The organism is Pseudomonas sp. BCRC 81390 (genome assembly GCF_030341915.1).
Taxonomy (GTDB): domain Bacteria; phylum Pseudomonadota; class Gammaproteobacteria; order Pseudomonadales; family Pseudomonadaceae; genus Aquipseudomonas.
The window spans coordinates 57,608-76,813 of record NZ_JATAAG010000013.1; the positions used below are offsets into that span (position 1 = coordinate 57,608).

Sequence of the window (19,206 nt, forward strand, 5' to 3'; positions counted from 1 at the left end):
TGCAGGCGGGCCGCACCCGGGAAATACACATGAAGATGTCATCGCTGCATGGGAAGACAAGCAACCCTTACTACCTCTATGCGCCCGATTACCGCGACACCTCGTCAGGTGTATGCGTCATGCACTACCTCTGCCATGCCCTCAATATCAGCGGCCAAGAAGCCTATGTCATCGGCTGCAAGATAACCAATCCGAAACTGCGCACACCAGTGCTGACAGATGCCGTCATCCAGCTGCACAAGACTATCGGGGCAGCACCGATCGCGGTATACCCGGAAGTGCTCAGCGGCAACCCGCTGAACTGCCCGGTTGTGGTCCGTTACATGCTCAACCGGGACGGTTTCATCAACGGCCTGCACGTGGCTGCGCAAGAAAGCGACTTGTTCTTCTACTACGCTCACGACTTCGGTGAGGGCAAACGCCAGAAAGACATGCTCACGCTGCCGATGATCGACTCCAGCCTGTTTGCTCCGCGCCCGGAGCCGGTGGTCCGCCGCGGCAATTATCTCTACCTGCATCGTTTCGACGCCGACCAGGTGGACTACGGCCTGCTACCGCCCGATATTCAGGTACTGAGCCTGAGCAATCCACGCACGCTACCGCAACTGGCCGAACTCTTCCAGACCGCAGAGGCGCTGTACTCCTACGAGATTTCGGCAACCTGCACCATGGCGCTGCTGTGCGGCTGCCCGGTGGTATACCTGAGTGGCGGGCACGTAAAGACACTGCCCTTCACCGAGCACATCGGCAATGCCGGCACGACCATGCTTGAAGAACCGGGCGGCCTCGAACGGGCTCGGCAGTCGGTCGGGCTGGCTCGTCAACGCCTACTGCACATGGAAGATGAATTCTGGCCGCAGCTGGAGCATTTCATCCAACGCACTCAGCGCAGCGCCGCCGACTATCTCGACGCCAATCGACATCCCAGTGTGCGCGACTGGCTGTTGAACCGCATGTTGACGCCGGTCCAGCAAAGGTTGGCCGAGGAACGCCGCATGGCATTGCGCAACCAAACCCGCCTGGCCATTGTGGTAACCGACCACGAAGGCGATGCACAGGCATTGTCCTTCACGCTTGAAAGCCTGTTGCTGTGGAGTGCGAACAGCCCGCTTGGGCTACGTACCCACGTTGTCAGCCAACAACCGCCCCAGGCCAGTCTGCCCAGCAACGTATACTGGCTGAACTCCACCCCTGGCACAGCGATACTCAACCAGATCATCCAGCAGGACGACAGCGACTGGCTGCTGCTGCTTGCTGCCGGTGATGAGATCCTGCCCAGCGGCAGCCTGATGGTCGATCTGGAGCTACCGGGTGCCCAAGCATGCCGAATGCTCTACTGTGACGAGTATTATCGCGCCGCGTCAGGCTCGAGCCCGATCTTCCGCCCCGATATGAACCTCGACTACCTGTTGTCGCTCCCCGTGATAATGGGGCGCCACTGGTTATTGCGTCGCGAGCTGGTACTCGCCGCGGGCGGTTTCGACAGTCAATTCCCCGAGGCGCTCGAACTGGACATGATCTTGCGCCTGATCGAAGCGGAAGGCCTCGATGGCATCGGCCATCTGGACGAACCCCTGGTGATCTGCGACAGCCCGGACATGGCCAGCAACCCCGACGAGCTGGCCGTTATCGAACGCCACCTGTCAGTGCGCGGCTATACCCAAGCAGTGGTACGTGAGGAGCCGGCCCGGCATTACCAGATCGACTATGGCCATCAGCAGCAACCTTCTGTTTCCATCGTGATTCCGGTGCACGATCAATTGGAGTTGGTGCAGCGCTGTGTCGAAAGTGTGCTTTCCAAAACCAGCTACGCGTTCTTCGAGTTGCTGCTGGTCGATCACGCCAGCAGCAACCCGGCCTTGCTGGAATGGCTGGAGCAGTTGGTAATCGCGGGCGAAGGGACGATCAAAGTCCTGCGCGACGACCGCCCATTGAACCTGAGTGCCATGTATAACCTGGCTACCGCTCAGGCTATTGGCGACTTCCTCGTGCTGCTCGACAACGACACAGTGATTTTCCAGGAGGATTGGCTCCAGCGCCTGCTCAACCACGCCCAGCGACCCGAGGTAGGCGTTGTAGGCGCAAAGCAACTGGATATCAACGGCAACATCGCCCACGCTGGCTGGGTGCTGGGCCTCGCTGGCACAGCAGCGAGCCCGGCGGCAGGGTTGCCAAACAGCGATTCGGGTTACCTGCAATGCTTGCGCGTGGACCGTGACGTAAGCGCCATCAGCAGTTCCTGCCTGATGATCCGCAGGGAGCTTTATCTAGGGCTGGGTGGGTTGGATGAAGATGCATTCGCGTTGCGTCACGCCGACATCGACTTGTGCCTGCGCGTCTCTGCCGAAGGCCTGCTGAACGTCTGGACTGCTCATGCGCTGGTGGCCAACGAGCATGGCAAAGGCTGGGGCAATGTAATGCGTGCCCCCGCCCAACAGCAACGCGCCCAGCAGGATGAGCAGAACCTCTACAGCAAATGGCTCGCCGCCCTGACCCGCGATCCCGCTTACAACAAGAACCTTTCGCTGCGCGGCCGCGGTCATGAGCTGCCAGCACTGCATGGCCTGACCTGGCGCCCGTTGAACTGGCGCCCGCTGCCGGTCGTGCTGGTCCATCCCGATCGGGAAAACCCCGAGCGCTGCACGGCCGCCTTCCAGCAATTGCTGGAACACGCACAGATCGACGGCTACTTGAGCAACGCCTTGCTCACGCCTGTGGAACTCAATCGCTTGCAACCCGATGCGATCATCTTCCAGCACGTAGCCGACCCGCTGCGCATTCAGGCCATGGCCCAGCACTATCACCTCAGCCAAGCCTTCAAGGTGCTTGAGGTAGTTGACCTGCCCGTTGGCCAAAGGGCATGGGAACTGCTGCATGACGCCATCGCCTGCGTCGACCGGGTCGTCGTCGCTAGCGCGGAATTGGCAGCAGCGCTAGACGGGCTGCATGGCGACATCCGGGTCAGAGAATCCCGACTGAGCATGGATTGGCAAGCGCTACCGACACCGGTAACGGCGAATGTCAAACCGCGCATCGGCTGCCACCTCAGTCTCGAGACCCTGCACATCATCGATCCGCTGCTGCGCGCGCGTGCCAATCAGGCTGACTGGGTGTTGTGGGGAGAGGTACCCGCACACCTCGCGGCGCTGGCCACGGAAGTCTACTGCCGTGACCTCGGCTCAGCGCCCGATGTGCTATCGGGGCTTGGCCTGGACATTGCGCTGCATCCGGCAAGCACGGCGGGGCATACGAGCGACGGCCTTGCGCCAATGCGCTATGCCGCATGTGGTTATGCTGTCATCAGCAACGACCATCAGGTTCGCTTCGAAGAATGGCCAATGACGATGGTGGACGACACACCTGACCATTGGCTTACAGCCCTGGACGATTGCCTCGCTAGCGTCCAAAGCGCGGCGGTAAAAGGTCATCGGTTACGTGAACAGGCACAGAGCTCAAGCTTCATGGATGCCGATTACCGAGATACCTGTCTCGCCAGCTGGTTACCCTGACGGCCGCGCTCCTGAAGGTTGATACAGCTCAGCGATGCTGAGGAACCAGAGATCAGACGAAGCTGTGCACCCGATGCCGAATATGGCATCGGGTGCACCCATCTGGCGTCAGGTATCAACGTTTCGGTGGAGGACAGTCGGCCTGCTGGTACTTCAGCGTGTACGTGTAGTGCCTGTCGAAACTGAAAGGTGCGCTTCCCGGGGCCACCCATTCCGCATATTTACCAGACATACTTTGATCGGCCAGTATTTCGCCCATGCCGATAGTAGCCACGTTACCCACCCCACTGATCGGCACGCTGCCATACCACTGCAGTTCACTTCCATTCATGAACCAGGCTCCGTTCCAGTTTGCCTCGGTCGTCGAATACCAAGTCCTGTCAGACTTGAAGCATACGACCTGGACGGTTGCCGCAGCCCCGCTGGGCACTTTGTAGGTGGATAGCTTCCACAAGCCCAATGGGGTTTCTTCTGCCACGGCAGGAAGTGTCAAGGCCCCAAGTGCCAAGAGTAATGTTGCGAAGATATTTTGTGCATTTTCCAGTCCTTTCTTTTTCGCGCGAGTTCCGTGATGAGAGGACACACGCTGCGCACTACCTATGAAGGCAACCTTGTGCAATTGCCGATTGGGCTTGCCGCAAAAACCGACCAGCCACTGTCCACGTATACCGTTTAAGCCGTGGACATGACCATTCTATGCATCAATGAATATGTTTTCAATGCATTTATGCATATTTTGCGCATTTTCCTTTCCTTCCGTTGATGCTGGAGGCCAAAGGAATCTTCGGTTGAACGTGGCAAAGCGAAGCACAGGCTTCGCTTGCGTATGGGGGGTAGCGAACTTAACCGAGCACAGGGTTCAAATGGCTGTCGCTCTATGCCCGGTGCATGCTGGCGCATCTAGCCACGGGCAGGGCTCAACGCATCACTGGCCCATCTACTGCTGAATGCAGTCGGCCAACGCGCCTGCAACACCTCGAGGGCAGCCTGATCGACTACACGAGGTGGATCGACAAACAACTGCGCCACCGGTGTCCAGAGCACCATCAAGCCCGCTGTCGCTGCCGACAGACATATGTCCAGATCGAACGCTTGCAGTTGCTGCAGACCGCCGCAGTGGTCGAACAGCTCACGACGCAGCAACATGCAGTCAGCGGACACTGCGGCGCAACTGCGCACAGCCATCGGCCAACGCGCCTTGATGCACTCACCTGCCGACAAGCCCTGCCAAGGCTGGTACGCCACTGGCCCCCGCAACAGGTCAAAGCCCGCATGCACGACCGTACCCTCACGGGCGAGTAGCCGCGCACCGACTACCCCTACTTCCGGCCTGAGCCCCTCGTTGAGCAAGCCTTCGATCCAGGCTGGCGAAATCACTTCGCAATGCTCGCCGAGCAGCAGCAGGTACTCACCGCCAGCCTGCTCCGCCGCCAGGTTGAGCAACGCGTCACGCCCGCTCACAGCGCCTGCCAGCAACACGACCCGCTGGCCAAACCCTTGCAGCGCGGCAGCGGTGGTTTCGGCGTGCTCGGAATTGCAGGCAACCCGCAACTCGTAGCGCGGGTAACGGGTGCGCTGCAGGACGCTGGTCAGGCACGCCTGCAGGCGCTGCAGGTCACCTTCGGCGGCCACCAGGATGCTCACCAGTGGTGTTGCCGAGTGGCGGAAATCCACCACCAGGCCAGCCTCGCCCTGGTCATGCACTTCGCCGCGATAACCCAGCAGTGTCAGGTGCCGCTTGAGCGTCAACAGCGCGTCGGCTTGCAGTGCCGCTGTCGCCTGGCTGCCCACCACCAGGTACTCGTCCATGTGTGCCAGACCGCCCTGTCCATGCTGCTCGACCAGGCGCAACAGCAAGTCGAATTCCAGCGCATGGCGGCAGGTTTCGCTGTAACCACCCAACTCCACCACAGTCTCGCGGCGCAGGCACCAATGCCGTGACATCAGCCCTGGCTGTGCACGCAGCAGGTCCAGGTTGCTGCCTGGGCGGACCACGCCATGCAGGCGGCCCTCGCTGTCACGCTGCACTTCGTTGGCACACACCGCCTGACAGCCCGCCGCCTCGGCCAACTCCTGCTGCAGACGCAACAAGCCACCGCTGACCAAGGCATCGCCCGCTTGCAGCAACATCAGCCAATCGCTGTCGAGCTGCCGCACTTGCTGGTTGAGGTGCGTGACCCAGTTGCTTTCGTTGACCTGCACGAAATGCAAGGTGTCGCGTGCGGTCGTGATTGCCGGCGGCTTGCCGCCCTTGAGCACCACCAGCTTGAATTGGCGCAGGCCACTGGCCAGCAGGCTGTCGAAGGTGGCCTGCAACGCCAGGTCGTCGTCGGCGAGGTCGGTCACCATGAAGGTGATCTGCGCCTTCGCACGCTTGTTCAGCTGAGCCGACAGGCGCTGTTGGGTAGCCTTGTCCGGTGTGGCAGCGGCCAGTGCCTCAAGCACCTGGCCAGAAACCGTACTGCGCAGCCAGCCGGCGCCATCGATACCCGGTACCGCCTCCAGGCGCGCGAGCCAGGCGCCCAGTTCGCGGGCGCGCTCGCCATCGTCCTTGCCGGTAAGGGTCGGCACCAGGCGCTGGCAGACCTCCAGGTTGAACAGGCCCAGTGCCAAGGCTTTCCAGTAACGCTGCTGCAAGGTTTCGGCGGTGTCATTGGGGTGTACCTGCAACAATTCACGCTGGCGTACCCAGGTGCCCTCCAATGCCTCGCGGTGGGTTTGCCCGGTTGGCCAGGCATGGCAAAGGAATTCCAGCGCGGTCAGGCACGTGAACAGCGCGCCATTGTAGTAAGGCAGCTCGACATACTGTCGCGGCTCGAAGACGCGCTCCGGCTCGCCGATCACGGTGCCCCATGGCGAGGTGAACAGCAAAGGGGCCTCGCCCTGGTCGTAAGTCGCCCGCACAAAGCGATTGAGCACGGCAAAACCGGCATCGTCATTGCTCAGCTCGCCATTCCATTCACGCAGCAGGCGCACGGTACGGGTCAACTGCTCGTCGCGGGCCACCGGGGTCAGCGCGCTCGGTGCGAACTCACAGACCACATCGGTCTGGGCCAATTGCGCGATGTCGCCAGCAGCGACCAGGGCATAGGACAAGGCCACGCGCCAGGCAGCGAAGTCCAGTCCGCCGGGCAAGGTATCGAGCGCTGCCTGCAACGCCCCGACCCGCAGCACCGCGCGCCACGCCTGCTGCCCGGCCATGGCGTACTGGCGCAAGCGTGCACGTGGGTGGGAATCGGCTGCAGCTTCGAAAGCCGAGCCGATCTTGTGGTAGGCCATCTGCGCATTACCCGGCGCATAGGCTAACGCATAACCCTGAGCCCCTTGAGCCTGGGGTTGCGCGTGCAAGCAGGCAGCGGCCTGCTGCAAGGCCGACGCCAACACGAAATCGGCATCCAGGGCCAAGGTCACGAACGGCGTGGCAACCTGCTGCAGGGCCTGGGCCAGGCGCGCGCTGCACTGCTCACCCGACGTACCTGCCCGCAGCGGCTCCAGGACCAGGCAGGGAATGCCAGCCTGGCGATAGTAGTAGACGGCACGGGCACGATGGTCCGGCTGTTCATGCCCGAGCAGGACGACGGTCACTTGGTCGTGCGACCCGATTGCGGTTTCGGCCATAGGGCACCTGTTCATGTTGTTGGTCTGAAGCCCACCAATGGCAAGCGACAGGTTGTTCAGTCCGCGAGCCAGGCATTGGCCCATTGTTGCAAGTGCTGTGGCATCAGCACGTAGTCACGCAGTACCGCTTCGCGCAGGGCGTCGCCCTGGCGGTAGCTGGCCTGGGGGTCGGCCAGGTGCATGCGGATCGCCTCCAGCCACTGTTCGGAGGTGTTGTTGCGCACCCGAGTGCACGGCAGGTAGCCGTCATAGGCCTTGGTATCGGTGCAGATCACCGGGAAGCCGCAGGCGCCATACTCAAGCAGGCGCAGGTTGCTCTTGCAGTCGTTGAACAGGTTCTGCTCGAGCGGTGCCAATGCCAGGTCGAGGTTGAGGCTGGCCAGCTTCTGCGGGTACAACGCCAAGGGCACGCCTTTGTGGAACTCCTTCACGTAGGGCTGCAGGACATCCGGGCACATGCCGAAGAACACCCAGTCGACCTCGTCGGCCAGTGCCCTGACCACGTCCAGCAATAGCTCCAGATCGCCCCGATGGCTGGTCCCGCCTGCCCAGCCCACGCGCGGCCGCGCGCTGCTCTGGCGCTCGCTGGCAAGCCCGGCCCACAGCTTTGCGGCGAGCATGTTGGGCACTACCCGGATATCGTGGTGCATGCCCGACAAGGCATCGGCCAGCGGCTGGGTCGACACCACCACCCGGTCACACAGGGCAATACCCTGGGTGACCAGCTCACGCATGTTGGCCGGCATGTTGCGTGAGTGGGCGTTCTTTTTCGGCACGTCGATGATGTAGTCATCGATCTCGTAGATGCGCCGGGCGCTCGACAGGCGCTTGAAGCGCGTCATTTCATCGATCGAGTTGCTCGTGTAGCGGCACTGCAAGATCATCACGTCGGGCTTCTCACGCTCGATCTCGATCATCTCGGGCGTACTGAAATCAAGCCGCCCCTGGATCCAGCCGGCGCGCTCCAGTTCGGTAAACGGCTGCGCCACCCGGTAGTGTCCGACCGCGGATGTATTGATCGGCAATGCCAGCACCGACGGCAGCACACGGCTGATGAACGGGTCCCAGCCACGGCGTTGCCCGGCGTCGAGGTTGAAGCTGGCCATTTTCAGGCTCAGGTTACGGTTGTAGGCCGGGTCTCGGGCAACCTTGGCCAGCCAGCGTTCATGGAAGATGTCTTTGTCCAGCAGCTTGCGCTGGCTGTCCACCGCTACATCGCGGGTCGAAGCGAAGCGGCCGAGTAGCGCATGGGGCGTCCACACCGCCAGGTAACCTTGTTCGCGGATGCGCAGGCAGAGGTCGGCGTCCTGCAGCCCCCCCTTCAGGCCCTGCACATCGAAACCACCCAGCGTAGCGAACAGGTCGCGGCGCACCAGCAGGCAGTCGAGGCTCAGCGCACTCCAGTTCTGCACGGCTTTGAGCCGGAGCATGTAGCCACCGCTGTCAGCCGGCATGCCGACGAACGGGCTGCTGACGCCACCATGCAGCCCCAGCACCAGCCCGGCGCCAAAGACCTCGCCGGTGTGGGTACACAGCTTGGGCGCAACCACACCGACCTCCGGGCGCTGGGCGTGGGCCATCATCTCGCCCAGCCATGGCCGGTCGAAGGCGAGGCAGGCACTGTCGAGCATCAGCAAGTACTCGCCACGGGCAGCCTCGCTGGCCTGGTTCAGCTGCAGCACCTGGCTGCCGCTGGCGACCTCGACGACACGCAACTGATCGCTGCCAAGCCCCTGCATGGCCTCCAGCCACTGGCGCAGGTCGGCCGGTGTTTCCGGCGAGGCAATCAGCAGCACCTCGAAGTGGCCATACTGGGTGTGTTCGAACAGCGACTCGACACAACGCATTGCCGTGCCAAGGTGGTCACCGAGCGCCAACAGGATCGAAACCCTGGCTGGCGCCGGGTGCTGGTACGCCACCCGGCACAATGGCACGCCTTCGGCACCGACCACCTCGGCGTCGACACCCAGCCGCTGCAGGTGGGCGCGCACCACGCGTGGCGCCTGCTGCACGCAGCGCGGGTCGTGCAACCACTGGCCATAGTCCCATTGGCAGTGCACCAGCAGTTCGTCGATATGTTCGATTGCCTGCAAACCCTGGCTTTCGGCCAAGCGCCAGAGCAGATCGTGAGGCGCGAGCAGGTCGAAATCCGGGTCGAAGCCACCGACCTGGCGCAGCGCTTCACAGTTGAAGGCCAGGACACGCCCGACATAGGGCAGGCTGCGCATCAGGTCGAGGTTGAAGTCTGGCTTGAAGATCGGCGTTGTCGGGCGCAGGCTGTCGTGGCTGCCTTCGTCGACATAGATACAGGCCCGTTCGCGCAGCGCCATGCGCTCACCCATGATCGCCAGGGCATGTGGCACCAGGCGGTCACCAGCGCGCAACAGCAAGACCCAGTCGGCATCATCGGCCCGCGCCAGGCGCGCCTGCACCTGGGCCAGGCCATTACCCTGCACGAGCATGCGCTCGACCCCGACCGCGTCGGCCAGCTCCAGCGCCGCAGGCGCCAGCAGCCAGCAGCGGGCCGCGCCATAGGACTGCGCGGCCAGGCTGTCGAGGGTCGCGCGCAAAGCCTGTTCTTCCCCCGCTTCAGCCCAGATCACCGGGACGATGCGCGGCTGCCAGCCCCATTGTTCGATGCGCTTGGGCAGCGCCCGCTGCTGGGCCTCGGACAAGCTGCGGCATTCCAGCCATTGGGCATACACCTCTTCGAAAGACAGGCAATCGGTGCCCACCTGCTGCCCCTGGCGCGCCTGCTGCGCGCTATACAGCCGGTTCAGCTCGTATTCTTCCCATTGCGCCCCAGCCTCACCCTGGTAACGCTCCAGCGGCAGGTAGCGTACCCAGCCACTGGCCGGCGCGGCCTCGCTCGCCCGTGCCGCCAGCATCGCCTTGAGCCAGTCGGTCTCGATGGGGAACGCCATGGTCATGCCGGCCTGGTGACTGAGGCGCGCAGGGTGCAGGCGCTCCATGCTGAGGAAGCGTGACAGGTGGCCGAGGTTGCCACGACGCATGAGGCAGATGTACAGCGCCATGTCCAGGCGCGCGACGAAGCCACTACCGTCCTGCACCAGCGCTGGCAGGAACTCGGCCACCAGGTCGCGGCGCAGCAGCGCGTGGCTCAGCCCGCCGAACAGGTTGGGCGCGTTGGTCTCCAGCGCTTCGAGCAGGTCACTGCCCTTGACCACCGCGTCCTCCGGGCACATCACCGCGTTGAGCATGCGCGGCGGCAACAAGGCGTCGTCTGCCGCGCACAGCATGCGCTGGCAGATGGTCATGCTGACATCGGCATGCTGCGCCATGAGCCTGGCCTGCAAGCCGACGCATTCGGGGAACAGGCGGTCATCATCACAGAGAAACTTGAGCAACGGCCCCCGGGCATGCTCCAGGCACACCATCAGGTTACGGGCGAACCCCAGGGTCTGCGGGTTGCGTACGTAGCGCACCGGCTTGCCGGTTTCGCTCATCACCGCATCGACGATTGCCGCAATTTCCGGGCCGCGGCTGTCGTCGCAGACCAGCACCTCGAGCATCGGGTAATCCTGTTCCAGCGCACTGAGCAGGGTGGCGCGAAAGAACTCGGGGTTGAAGGCCGGGATGGCGATGCTGACGAGAGGCTGTTGGCTCACGGTAATGACCTTGAAGAACGGCGTGGCCAGCACCGCCTGGGCTGGCCCGCAAATGACGCCAGGAGAGGTATCAGATGTAGTTGACCAAGGACAGCCCGGCGACCTTGGCATAGGCCTGCAACGAAGCCTGCAGCATGTTGGTCTGCATTTGCAGGCGCAGCATCACCTCGGCCGGGTCGCTTTCGCGAATCGAGCTCTGGGTCTTGGCATTTTCGGTATTCAGCGCTTCGTTGGTCTCGGACTGCACGTCCAGTGCCTGACCGCGGCCACCAATGGCGCTGACCGACGCCGACACCTGGTTGGTGGCACTGGCAATGTTGCCGATGGCTGCATCCAGGGATGCCCGGAACTGCTGCCGGGCCACCGGGTCGCCATCCACCGGGCTGTTCAGCGCGGCGCGCAGCTTGCCGATGGTATCCAGCACATTCTGGGTCTGATGGGTGTCGACCTTGATCGCGAACGAATCACCGGCGTTCGGGGCGCCCGACAACTCGAAGCTGACACCTGCCGCTGTCGCAGTGGTGCCGCCTGCGCCGCCGAGGACACCGGAGGCCACCGGCCGGCTATCGGCAGTCACGGGTGCCGCATACAACTCGAAGCTGTTGCTGCCGGTGAACTTGAGCACCGCACCACCGGAAGGGAATGCTGCATCGTAGGCAGCCTGATCGGTGATGGTCGCACCGGTAACCTGCTCCGAAGAGCTGTTACCCGGGCTGCGGGTCCCGGACACTTCATCCGCACGGGAGCTAAGGGTAAAGGTGTGGCCGGCGATGACCGCGTCTTCGTTGCCCTTGTCGCCAGCCTGGAAACTGATGTCCAGGCGCAGGTCGACGCCACGGAAACTGATGGTGGTGTTGTCGCCGTTGGGGTCGAACTTGCCGCCCTGGCTGGCTTCGAGCGTGACGTCATTGTTGTTGGCGTCAGTGATCTTGTATTCAGTGCTGCTGATGAACTCGATGGTGTACGGCTCGCCGCCACGGAACCGGTCGTTGTAGGTCGCGCTGCCCGATACCTGGCCGTTGGACAGGCTGACCCGGCCATCATCGGTGGCGGGTGCAGTCAGCGCGGTCTGGCTGCGGCTGGTATTGAGCGCCTGCTCGAAGGCATCGTAGCCGGTCTCGTTGGCCGCCAGGGTGAGCATGTCGCCAACCTGCAGGCTCAGCTTGCCCTGGTCGCCCTGGTAGCTGTAGGTGCCATCTGCGTTGCGCACATAAGGCGGCGTATCGCCCTTGGAGCCGGAGAAGATGTACTTGCCATTTTCGTCCCTACTGTTCATCAGGGTGAACAGCTGGTCTTCGAGCGAGGCGAGTTCGTCGGCATTGGCCTTGCGATCGGCGTCGGTCATCGAACCGTTGCCGGAGCTTACCGCCAGCTCGTTGACCCGCTGCAGGATGGTGCCGATCGAGTTCAGCGTGCTTTCGGCAGTGCCCAGCGCGTTGCGCACGCTGGTGATGTTGCCCGAGTACTGCTTCAGCAGGTTCTGCTGCTGCTCCAGCTGCAGCAGGCGAGCCGCGCCAACCGGGTCGTCCTTGGCCGAACGCACGCGGATGCCATCGGAGGCTTCCTGCTGGGTCTTCACCGTGTTGGCGAAGTTGCGCTGGTAGTTGGCCTGGTTGGTGTTGTAGAACTGCGAAGTGGAGATGCGTACGCTCACGATCTACGGCTCCTTAAAGACTGTTGATCAGGGTGGCGAAGGTTTCCTGGGCCGCCTTGATGATCTGCGACGACGCGGTGTAGTACTGCTGGAACTTGATCAGGTTGCCGGTCTCTTCGTCGACCGACACCCCCGACAGGCCGTTGCGGCTGTCCAGCGCAGATGTATGCAGGGCCGAGGTGGCATCGCTGTCCATCTGCGCCTGGCCGGCCTTGCCGCCGACGTTGGAAACCAGCTTGGCATAGGCATCGGTGAAGCTGATGCCCTTGCCGTTGGCGCCGACCTCGACCGTGGACCGGGTCTGCAGGTCGAGCACCGACTGGCCATTGCGGTTGTCCGCCGAGCCCGCGCCAGTCAGCGCCACGGTGTAGCTGTCACCGTTTTTCGGGGCGCCGGAAACACTCATCTCGAAGTTGAAGCTGGCGCCCAGCGAATTGCCGTTGCCATCGACCATCGGCACCGACAGCTGCAGCTTGTTCTCCTGGCCCGGCAGAATGGTGCCGCTGCCGATCTCGGTGCCCTTGGCGTCGTACATCTTGTAGGCCTGGGGCGAGGTGGTGTCGTCACCGAATACCAGCTTGACCGGGGTGGAGTACTTCAGGCCGGCCTGCAGCTGCGAACGCTGAGCGGCATCGTAGATGTCCAGCTCGGAGGTCAAAGTCGGCTGGGTGATCACGCCGGTGCCCTTGTTACCCGCCCCGCTGGTAGCGGTCAGCGGCGCGGCCAGGGCCAGGCGCTTGGGGTCGGTGAGCACGGTGTCGATGCCGGCCGCAGCGTTGCGGGTCGGGGTGATCTTGAAGCTGTCGCCGGCACTCAGGCCGCCACCGTTGAGCGACAGGGTGAAGCCGTCGATGACCGGCGGCGGCGTGTCGCCGAGGTCGAAACTGCCCATGTCGGTGCCTTCCGGCAGCTTGCGCACGCTGTAGCCGGTGGCGCTGGTGAAGGTCACCTGGTAATCGCTGGTGGACAGTTTGCCGGTGTCCTTGATGGTCACGTCAAGGTTGCCGGAGCCGGCGCTGTTGCCGGCCTTGGCAATACTGCGCTGGCTGACGGCCGCGGCGCTGTTGATGTCGCCGAACAGGGTGGCGCCGAAGTTACCGTTCTTGTCGATACCCTGGGCCAGCTGGCTGTTGATTGCATCCGCCACCACCAGGGCCACGCGGCCCAGCTCGTTGACGGCAGGATCGAGGGTTTCCTTGCGGTAGCGGATCAGGCCACCCAGCTCGCCACCGCTGGTGGTGCCGGTGATGTCCATCTTGGTCGAGCCACGGTTGAGAATCAGGCTCATCCGGGTCGGGTCGGTCGCGCTCGGTTCCACGCCCAGGGTCTGGGTGGTCTTGCCGAGGACCAGGGCCTGGCCATTTTTCAGGTAGACGTCGTAGTTGCCGTCGCGCTCCACCACATCGGCACCGACCAGTTTGCTCAGCTCGCGCACCGCGCCATCGCGCTGGTCGAGCAGGTCGTTGGGCTGGCCGGAGATGGACGCGACGCGAGAAATCTGGTCGTTGAGGTCTGCGATGCTCTTGGTCAGGTTGTTCACCTGATCGGCGAGCGACGCCATGTTGGCGTTGATGTCGCTGTTCTGCTGGTTGAACTGCGCCGACAGGGTGTTGAAGCGCTTGGCCAGCGACTGCGCGCTGGTCAGCAGCAGTTGCCGCGAGGCGTCCTCGGTCGGCTTGGCCGCGGCATCCTGCAGGGCACCGAAGAAGCTTTGCAGCGCAGCGGTGATGCCGGTATCGCTGCTGGACAGGGCGGTATCCAGCGGCGTGATCTGGTTCAGGTACGTGGAGGCATCGCTGCTCAAGGAAGTGGTGCTGCGCAGCTGGTTTTCCAGAAACGCGTTGTACACCCGGCGCACATCGGCCAACGTGGTGCCGCTTCCGATGAAGACCTGGCCGACTTGCTGCCCGCCCTTGGTCTTCTGCACGTTCTGCTGGCGTGAGTAGCTTTCGACATCGGCGTTGGCAATGTTGTTACCGAGGGTGTACATCCCCGATTGCGCGGCGCCAAGCCCCGACATACCAATGTTGATCAGACTCGCCATGGTTCCATGCCCTTAAAGTTTCGTTGCAGTACCGAGCATTGCGTAGTGCTCGTACGACTTCATCTGTTTTGCGATCTGCGAGATCTTGCTGGCGTAGTTCGGGTCGGTGGCGTACCCGGCCTTCTGCAGTTCGCGCGCGAATTGTTCTGGGTTATCGGCAGATTTCACCGCATCTTGATAGCGGGCATTGTTCTGCAACAGGCTGACCAGGTCGTGGAAGCTGTCCTGGTACGAGTCGTAGGAACGGAACGCCGCCGTCTCCTTGACGAACTGGCCATCGCGGAACTCGCTGGTGATCGCCCGCGCCGAGTCGCCTTCCCAGTTGCCGCTGGCCTTGATGCCGAACAGGTTGTGGCTGCTGCTGCCATCGCTGTTGCGCATGACCGACTTGCCCCAGCCGGTTTCCAGCGCCGCCTGTGCCACTAGGTAGCGCGGGTCGATGCCGATGCGCTTGGCCGCCTGTTCGGCCATCGGCAGCATGGTGGCAACGAATTCGTCGCTGTCGGCGAAGGCCTTTTTCGGTGCCAGCGGTGGCTGGGCCACAGCGCGCCCGAGGATGCGCAGGCCGTTGTCCGGCACGGCAAAGGTCTTGGCCACCTGTTGGCCGTCGCGGGCCGGCACGGCAGCGTTGTTGGTGGTGGCGGCCGACGGCACGATGCCGGCCAGCAGGCGATCGGTGAGCCTGCTCGGCAGCGCCAGACGCCGCGAATTGAGCGCGGCCACGTCACTGCGGCTGGCGCTCGCCTGGGTGGCATGCACCGGCTCGGCCACCTTGCTGCCCCACAGCGCCGGGGCGCTGCCCTCGATGCGCGGGAACGGGCTGGTGTTGGCCGGCGCGCTCTTGTTCTTGGACAGCTGGCGTACCAGCACGTCCTGCAGGCCGATACCGCCGCCTTCGCGGGACATGCTCACGGCCAGCTGCTGGTCGTACATGTCACAGTACTGCTTCACCGTCTCGGTGTTCATCGGGTTGTCGTCGGCCAGCACGTCGCTGGCCTTGCGCGAGGCCTTGAGCATTTCGCTGATGAACAGCGACTCGAATTCCTGGGCCACCTTGCGCACATTGGCGTCGCTGTCGCGGTCGCCGTGCTTGAGCGAACTCAGACGGTTGAGGTCGGTGTAGGCACCACTGTCGGCGCTGCCGGAAACCAGGCTTTTACTGTTCATCCGCGCCGTCCTCAGATCACGATCAGGTCGGCCTGCAAGGCGCCGGCCTGTTTCAGGGCTTCGAGGATCGCCATCAGGTCGCTGGGCGCGGCCCCCACCTGGTTGACCGCACGGACGATTTCATCCAACGTGGTGCCCGGGCCGAACTTGAACATCGGCTTGGCTTCCTGCTCGGCATTGACCCGCGAGCGCGGCACCACGGCGGTCTGGCCATTGGAGAACGGCCCCGGCTGGCTGACGATCGGGTCTTCGGTGATGGTCACGGTCAGGCTGCCATGGGTCACCGCCGCCGGCGACACCTTGACGTTCTGGCCGATGACGATGGTACCGGTACGCGAGTTGATGATGACCTTGGCCACGGCCTGGCCCGGGTCGATCTCGAGGTTCTCCAGGATCGACAGGTAATCCACACGCTGGCTCGGGTCCATTGGCGCGGTGACCCGTACCGAACCACCGTCCACGGCCTGGGCCACGCCAGGGCCGAGCAGGTCGTTGACCTTGTCGACGATGCGCTTGGCAGTGGTGAAGTCGGGGCGGTTGAGGTTCAGGGTCAGGCTGTTGCCCTGGTTGAAGCCGCTCGGCACCGCCCGTTCGACCGTGGCACCGCCCGGGATGCGCCCGGCCGACGGAACGTTGACGGTGATCTTGGAACCGTCACGGCCTTCGGCATCGAAGCCACCCACCACCAGGTTGCCCTGGGCCACGGCATAGACGTTACCGTCGATACCCTTGAGTGGCGTCATCAGCAGGCTGCCACCGCGCAGGCTCTTGGAGTTACCGATGGAGGACACGGTAATGTCCACCACCTGGCCCGGCTTGGCGAACGCTGGCAGGTCGGCATGCACCGACACCGCCGCGACATTCTTCAACTGCACGTTGCCGGAGCCGGCCGGTACCTTGATGCCGAACTGCGACAGCATGTTGTTGAAAGTCTGCAGGGTGAACGGTGTCTGGGTGGTCTGGTCACCCGTACCGTTGAGCCCCACCACCAGGCCATAACCGATCAACTGGTTGGAACGCACGCCAGAAATGCTGGCGATGTCCTTCAGGCGCTCGGCTTGGGCACCGAACGCGCAGGACAGGAGCAGGGTCGCGGCAATCAGCTGCCTTACGTTGAACATGTTCATCCGTACTCAGAAGGGCCAAAGCGGGCTCATGAAGAAGCGATCCAGCCAACCGGGCTGGCTGGCATCGGCGAACGAGCCGGTGCCCGAATAGGTGATGCGCGCATCGGCCACGCGGGTGGACGGTACGGTGTTGTCGGTAGCGATGTCGTCCGCCCGGATCAGGCCGGCGATACGCACCAGCTCCTCGCCGGTGTTCAGGGTCATCCACTTCTCGCCGCGCACGGCGACGATGCCGTTGGGCAGCACCTCGGCCACGGTCACGGTGATGGAGCCGGTCAGGGTGTTGCCCTGGGTGGCCTTGCTGTCGCCCTTGGTGGTGCGCTCGCCGTTATAGCCGGCTTCCAGCGACAGGTCTCCGCCGCCAAACGGGTTATTGGTGTTCGGCGTGCTGCCGAACAACGAGGTAAGGCCGATGTTGGCGTTGCTGTTCTTCTGGATCTGCGACCCTGCGTTTTTGCTTGCCGAAGTGCGCTCGTTGAGGGTGATGGTGATGATGTCACCCACGCGGAACGCCTTGCGGTCGGTGTACAGGCTCTGCTCGAAACCGGCCTGGTAGATCGAACCGTTGTTGGCTGCAGCCGGCAGCGGGGTGCGCGGCAGGACCGGCGCATAATACGGGTCGTTCGGCTTGGGCGTCGGCGCGACGCAACCTGCCAGCACGACCGCCCCCCCCAGGGCGAACACAGACAACAAACGCTTCATGACACTTACCTCACGGTGTAACGGGAGTGGAACCTGCACTAGGGCTTAGAGCTGCTGGGTAACGAAGGACAGCATCTGGTCGGCGGTGGAGATGACCTTGGAGTTCATCTCGTAGGCACGCTGGGTGGTGATCATGTTCACCAGTTCTTCCACGGTGCTGACGTTGGAGTTCTCCAAGGTCTGTTGCAGCGTGGTACCGAAACCGTTCAGGCCCGGGGTGCCAACTTGCGGCGCGCCGCTGGCTGCGGTCTCCAGGAACAGGTTGTCGCCGATCGCCTGCAGGCCGGCCGGGTTGATGAAATCGGCGGTCTGGATATTGCCGATCACCTGCGCTGCCGGGTTGCCGGCGGTGGTGATCGACACGGTGCCGTCCTGGCCGACGGTGAAGGTCTGGGCGTCATTCGGCACCACGATCGCAGGCTCCAGGGCAAAACCCTGGGCGGTGACGATCTGGCCGTCGGAGTTCAGGTGGAAGGTACCGTCACGGGTGTACGAAACCGTGCCATCGGGCTGCAACACCTGGAAGAAGCCACGGCCGTTGACCGCCATGTCCAGCGGGTTTTCCGTGGTCTGCAGGCTGCCGGTCTGGAAGTTCTTCTGCGTGCCGACAATGCGCACACCGGTACCGACCTGCAGGCCGGAAGGCAGTTCGCTGTCCTGGGTGGACTGCGCACCTGGCTGGCGCTTGATCTGGTACAGCAAGTCCTGGAACTCGGCGCGATCACGCTTGAAGCCGGTGGTCGAGACGTTGGCCAGGTTGTTGGAGATGACCGTCAGGTTGGTGTCCTGGGCGGACAGGCCGGTTTTAGCGACCCAAAGAGCCGGAAGCATGTAAGTTCTCCTCGTGCGCCTGTTTTACGGCACCCGTTCAAATGTGATTAGCCGATTTGCAAAACACGCGCCATGGCTTCGTCGCCTTCCTTGGCCGCGTTCATCATCTTGACGTGCAGTTCGAATTGACGGGACAGCGCCAGCACCGACGTCATTTCTTCCACGGCGTTGACGTTGCTGCCCTCCAGGAAGCCTGACACCACCCGCACATTGACATCGGCGGCGGCTGGCTGGCCGTCCCGGGTATGGATCAGCCCATCCAGGCCTTTGGTCAGGCCTTTGCTGTCCGGGTTGACCAGCTTGATACGGTCGACCTCGGCCATTACCCGCGGGTCTTCACCCATGGAACGGATGCTGATGGTGCCGTCGGCGCCGACTTCAACCTTCTGCTCTGGCGGAATGGCGATGGGGCCGCCATTGCCGATCACCGGCATGCCGTTGCCGGCACGCAGCACGCCCAGGGCGTCGATGTTCAGGCTGCCGGTACGCACATAGGCTTCGCTGCCATCGGGCGCCTGTACGGCGATGAAACCTTTGCCGGTCACCGTCACATCCAGGTCGCGCCCGGTTTCGATCATCGGGCCTTCGCTGAAGTCGGTGGCCGGGCGCTCGGTCATGGCAAAGGCCCGCGCCGGAAAGCTGTCGCCGAACACCGGCATCGAGCGCGCCTGCTCCAGGTCACGCTGAAAACCGTTGGTGGAAATGTTCGCCAGGTTGTTGGCGTGGGCCTTCTGCGCCAGCGCGTTCTGGCTGGCGCCGGTCATGGCCACGTAAAGCATCTTGTCCACAGTCATCCTCCGCTGCACTGGCGATCGCTTGCCGCTCGCCGTTGCTGTACAGGCTCTAAAGCAAGTTCCGAACCAACTTTTCAGAATCAGGAAAAAGCCCGTGAATACGGGCTTTCAAGGGTGCCGCCGGTGTATTG

The 19,206-nt window shown here is 63.2% G+C and carries 11 protein-coding genes; 1 reads left to right on the forward strand and 10 read right to left on the reverse strand.

Annotation, left to right across the window (positions count from 1 at the left end; translation table 11 throughout):
- Window positions 1-29 precede the first annotated feature (29 nt).
- Window positions 30-3,509, forward strand: a complete 3,480-nt coding sequence (locus QSV36_RS06890) for a glycosyltransferase (RefSeq protein ID WP_289130949.1) — start codon at window positions 30-32, stop codon at window positions 3,507-3,509.
- A gap of 115 nt (window positions 3,510-3,624) precedes the next feature.
- Here QSV36_RS06890 and QSV36_RS06895 read toward each other — a convergent pair whose 3' ends face one another.
- The 10 genes from QSV36_RS06895 to QSV36_RS06940 form a co-directional block, all read right to left on the reverse strand.
- Window positions 3,625-4,092, reverse strand: coding sequence for a hypothetical protein (locus QSV36_RS06895; RefSeq protein ID WP_289130950.1), 468 nt, complete (start codon window positions 4,090-4,092; stop codon window positions 3,625-3,627).
- Between the two features lie 317 nt (window positions 4,093-4,409).
- Window positions 4,410-7,127, reverse strand: coding sequence for a glycosyltransferase (locus tag QSV36_RS06900; protein ID WP_289130951.1), 2,718 nt, complete (start codon window positions 7,125-7,127; stop codon window positions 4,410-4,412).
- A gap of 56 nt (window positions 7,128-7,183) precedes the next feature.
- Complete coding sequence (locus tag QSV36_RS06905; RefSeq protein WP_289130952.1) at window positions 7,184-10,756, reverse strand: glycosyltransferase; 3,573 nt, start codon at window positions 10,754-10,756, stop codon at window positions 7,184-7,186.
- A gap of 70 nt (window positions 10,757-10,826) precedes the next feature.
- Entirely contained in the window at window positions 10,827-12,410 is a 1,584-nt protein-coding gene (locus tag QSV36_RS06910) for a flagellar hook-associated protein 3 (RefSeq protein ID WP_289130953.1), read from the reverse strand.
- Window positions 12,411-12,423: 13 nt separating this feature from the next.
- The gene (gene flgK / locus QSV36_RS06915) at window positions 12,424-14,454 is read right to left on the reverse strand and encodes a flagellar hook-associated protein FlgK (protein ID WP_289130954.1); all 2,031 of its coding nucleotides are present in this window, start codon (window positions 14,452-14,454) and stop codon (window positions 12,424-12,426) included.
- Window positions 14,455-14,466: 12 nt separating this feature from the next.
- Entirely contained in the window at window positions 14,467-15,621 is a 1,155-nt protein-coding gene (flgJ, locus tag QSV36_RS06920; protein WP_289130955.1) for a flagellar assembly peptidoglycan hydrolase FlgJ, read from the reverse strand.
- Between the two features lie 11 nt (window positions 15,622-15,632).
- Entirely contained in the window at window positions 15,633-16,742 is a 1,110-nt protein-coding gene (locus tag QSV36_RS06925) for a flagellar basal body P-ring protein FlgI (RefSeq protein ID WP_015271237.1), read from the reverse strand.
- A 12-nt stretch (window positions 16,743-16,754) separates the two neighbouring features.
- A complete protein-coding gene (gene flgH / locus QSV36_RS06930; RefSeq protein ID WP_289130956.1) occupies window positions 16,755-17,450 on the reverse strand; it encodes a flagellar basal body L-ring protein FlgH in 696 nt (231 codons plus the stop codon).
- 45 nt (window positions 17,451-17,495) lie between these two features.
- Complete coding sequence (gene flgG / locus QSV36_RS06935) at window positions 17,496-18,281, reverse strand: flagellar basal-body rod protein FlgG (protein ID WP_170031158.1); 786 nt, start codon at window positions 18,279-18,281, stop codon at window positions 17,496-17,498.
- 47 nt (window positions 18,282-18,328) lie between these two features.
- A complete protein-coding gene (locus tag QSV36_RS06940; protein ID WP_225778703.1) occupies window positions 18,329-19,069 on the reverse strand; it encodes a flagellar basal body rod protein FlgF in 741 nt (246 codons plus the stop codon).
- Between the last annotated feature and the right edge of the window lie 137 nt (window positions 19,070-19,206).

Coding starts and splice junctions, on each gene's coding strand:
- QSV36_RS06890 (WP_289130949.1), top strand. CDS start 30: ATGAAGATGTCATCGCTGCATGGGAAGACAAGCAACCCTTACTACCTC.
- QSV36_RS06900 (WP_289130951.1), bottom strand. CDS start 7,127: ATGGCCGAAACCGCAATCGGGTCGCACGACCAAGTGACCGTCGTCCTG.
- flgK (WP_289130954.1), bottom strand. CDS start 14,454: ATGGCGAGTCTGATCAACATTGGTATGTCGGGGCTTGGCGCCGCGCAA.
- flgJ (WP_289130955.1), bottom strand. CDS start 15,621: ATGAACAGTAAAAGCCTGGTTTCCGGCAGCGCCGACAGTGGTGCCTAC.
- QSV36_RS06925 (WP_015271237.1), bottom strand. CDS start 16,742: ATGTTCAACGTAAGGCAGCTGATTGCCGCGACCCTGCTCCTGTCCTGC.
- flgH (WP_289130956.1), bottom strand. CDS start 17,450: ATGAAGCGTTTGTTGTCTGTGTTCGCCCTGGGGGGGGCGGTCGTGCTG.
- flgG (WP_170031158.1), bottom strand. CDS start 18,281: ATGCTTCCGGCTCTTTGGGTCGCTAAAACCGGCCTGTCCGCCCAGGAC.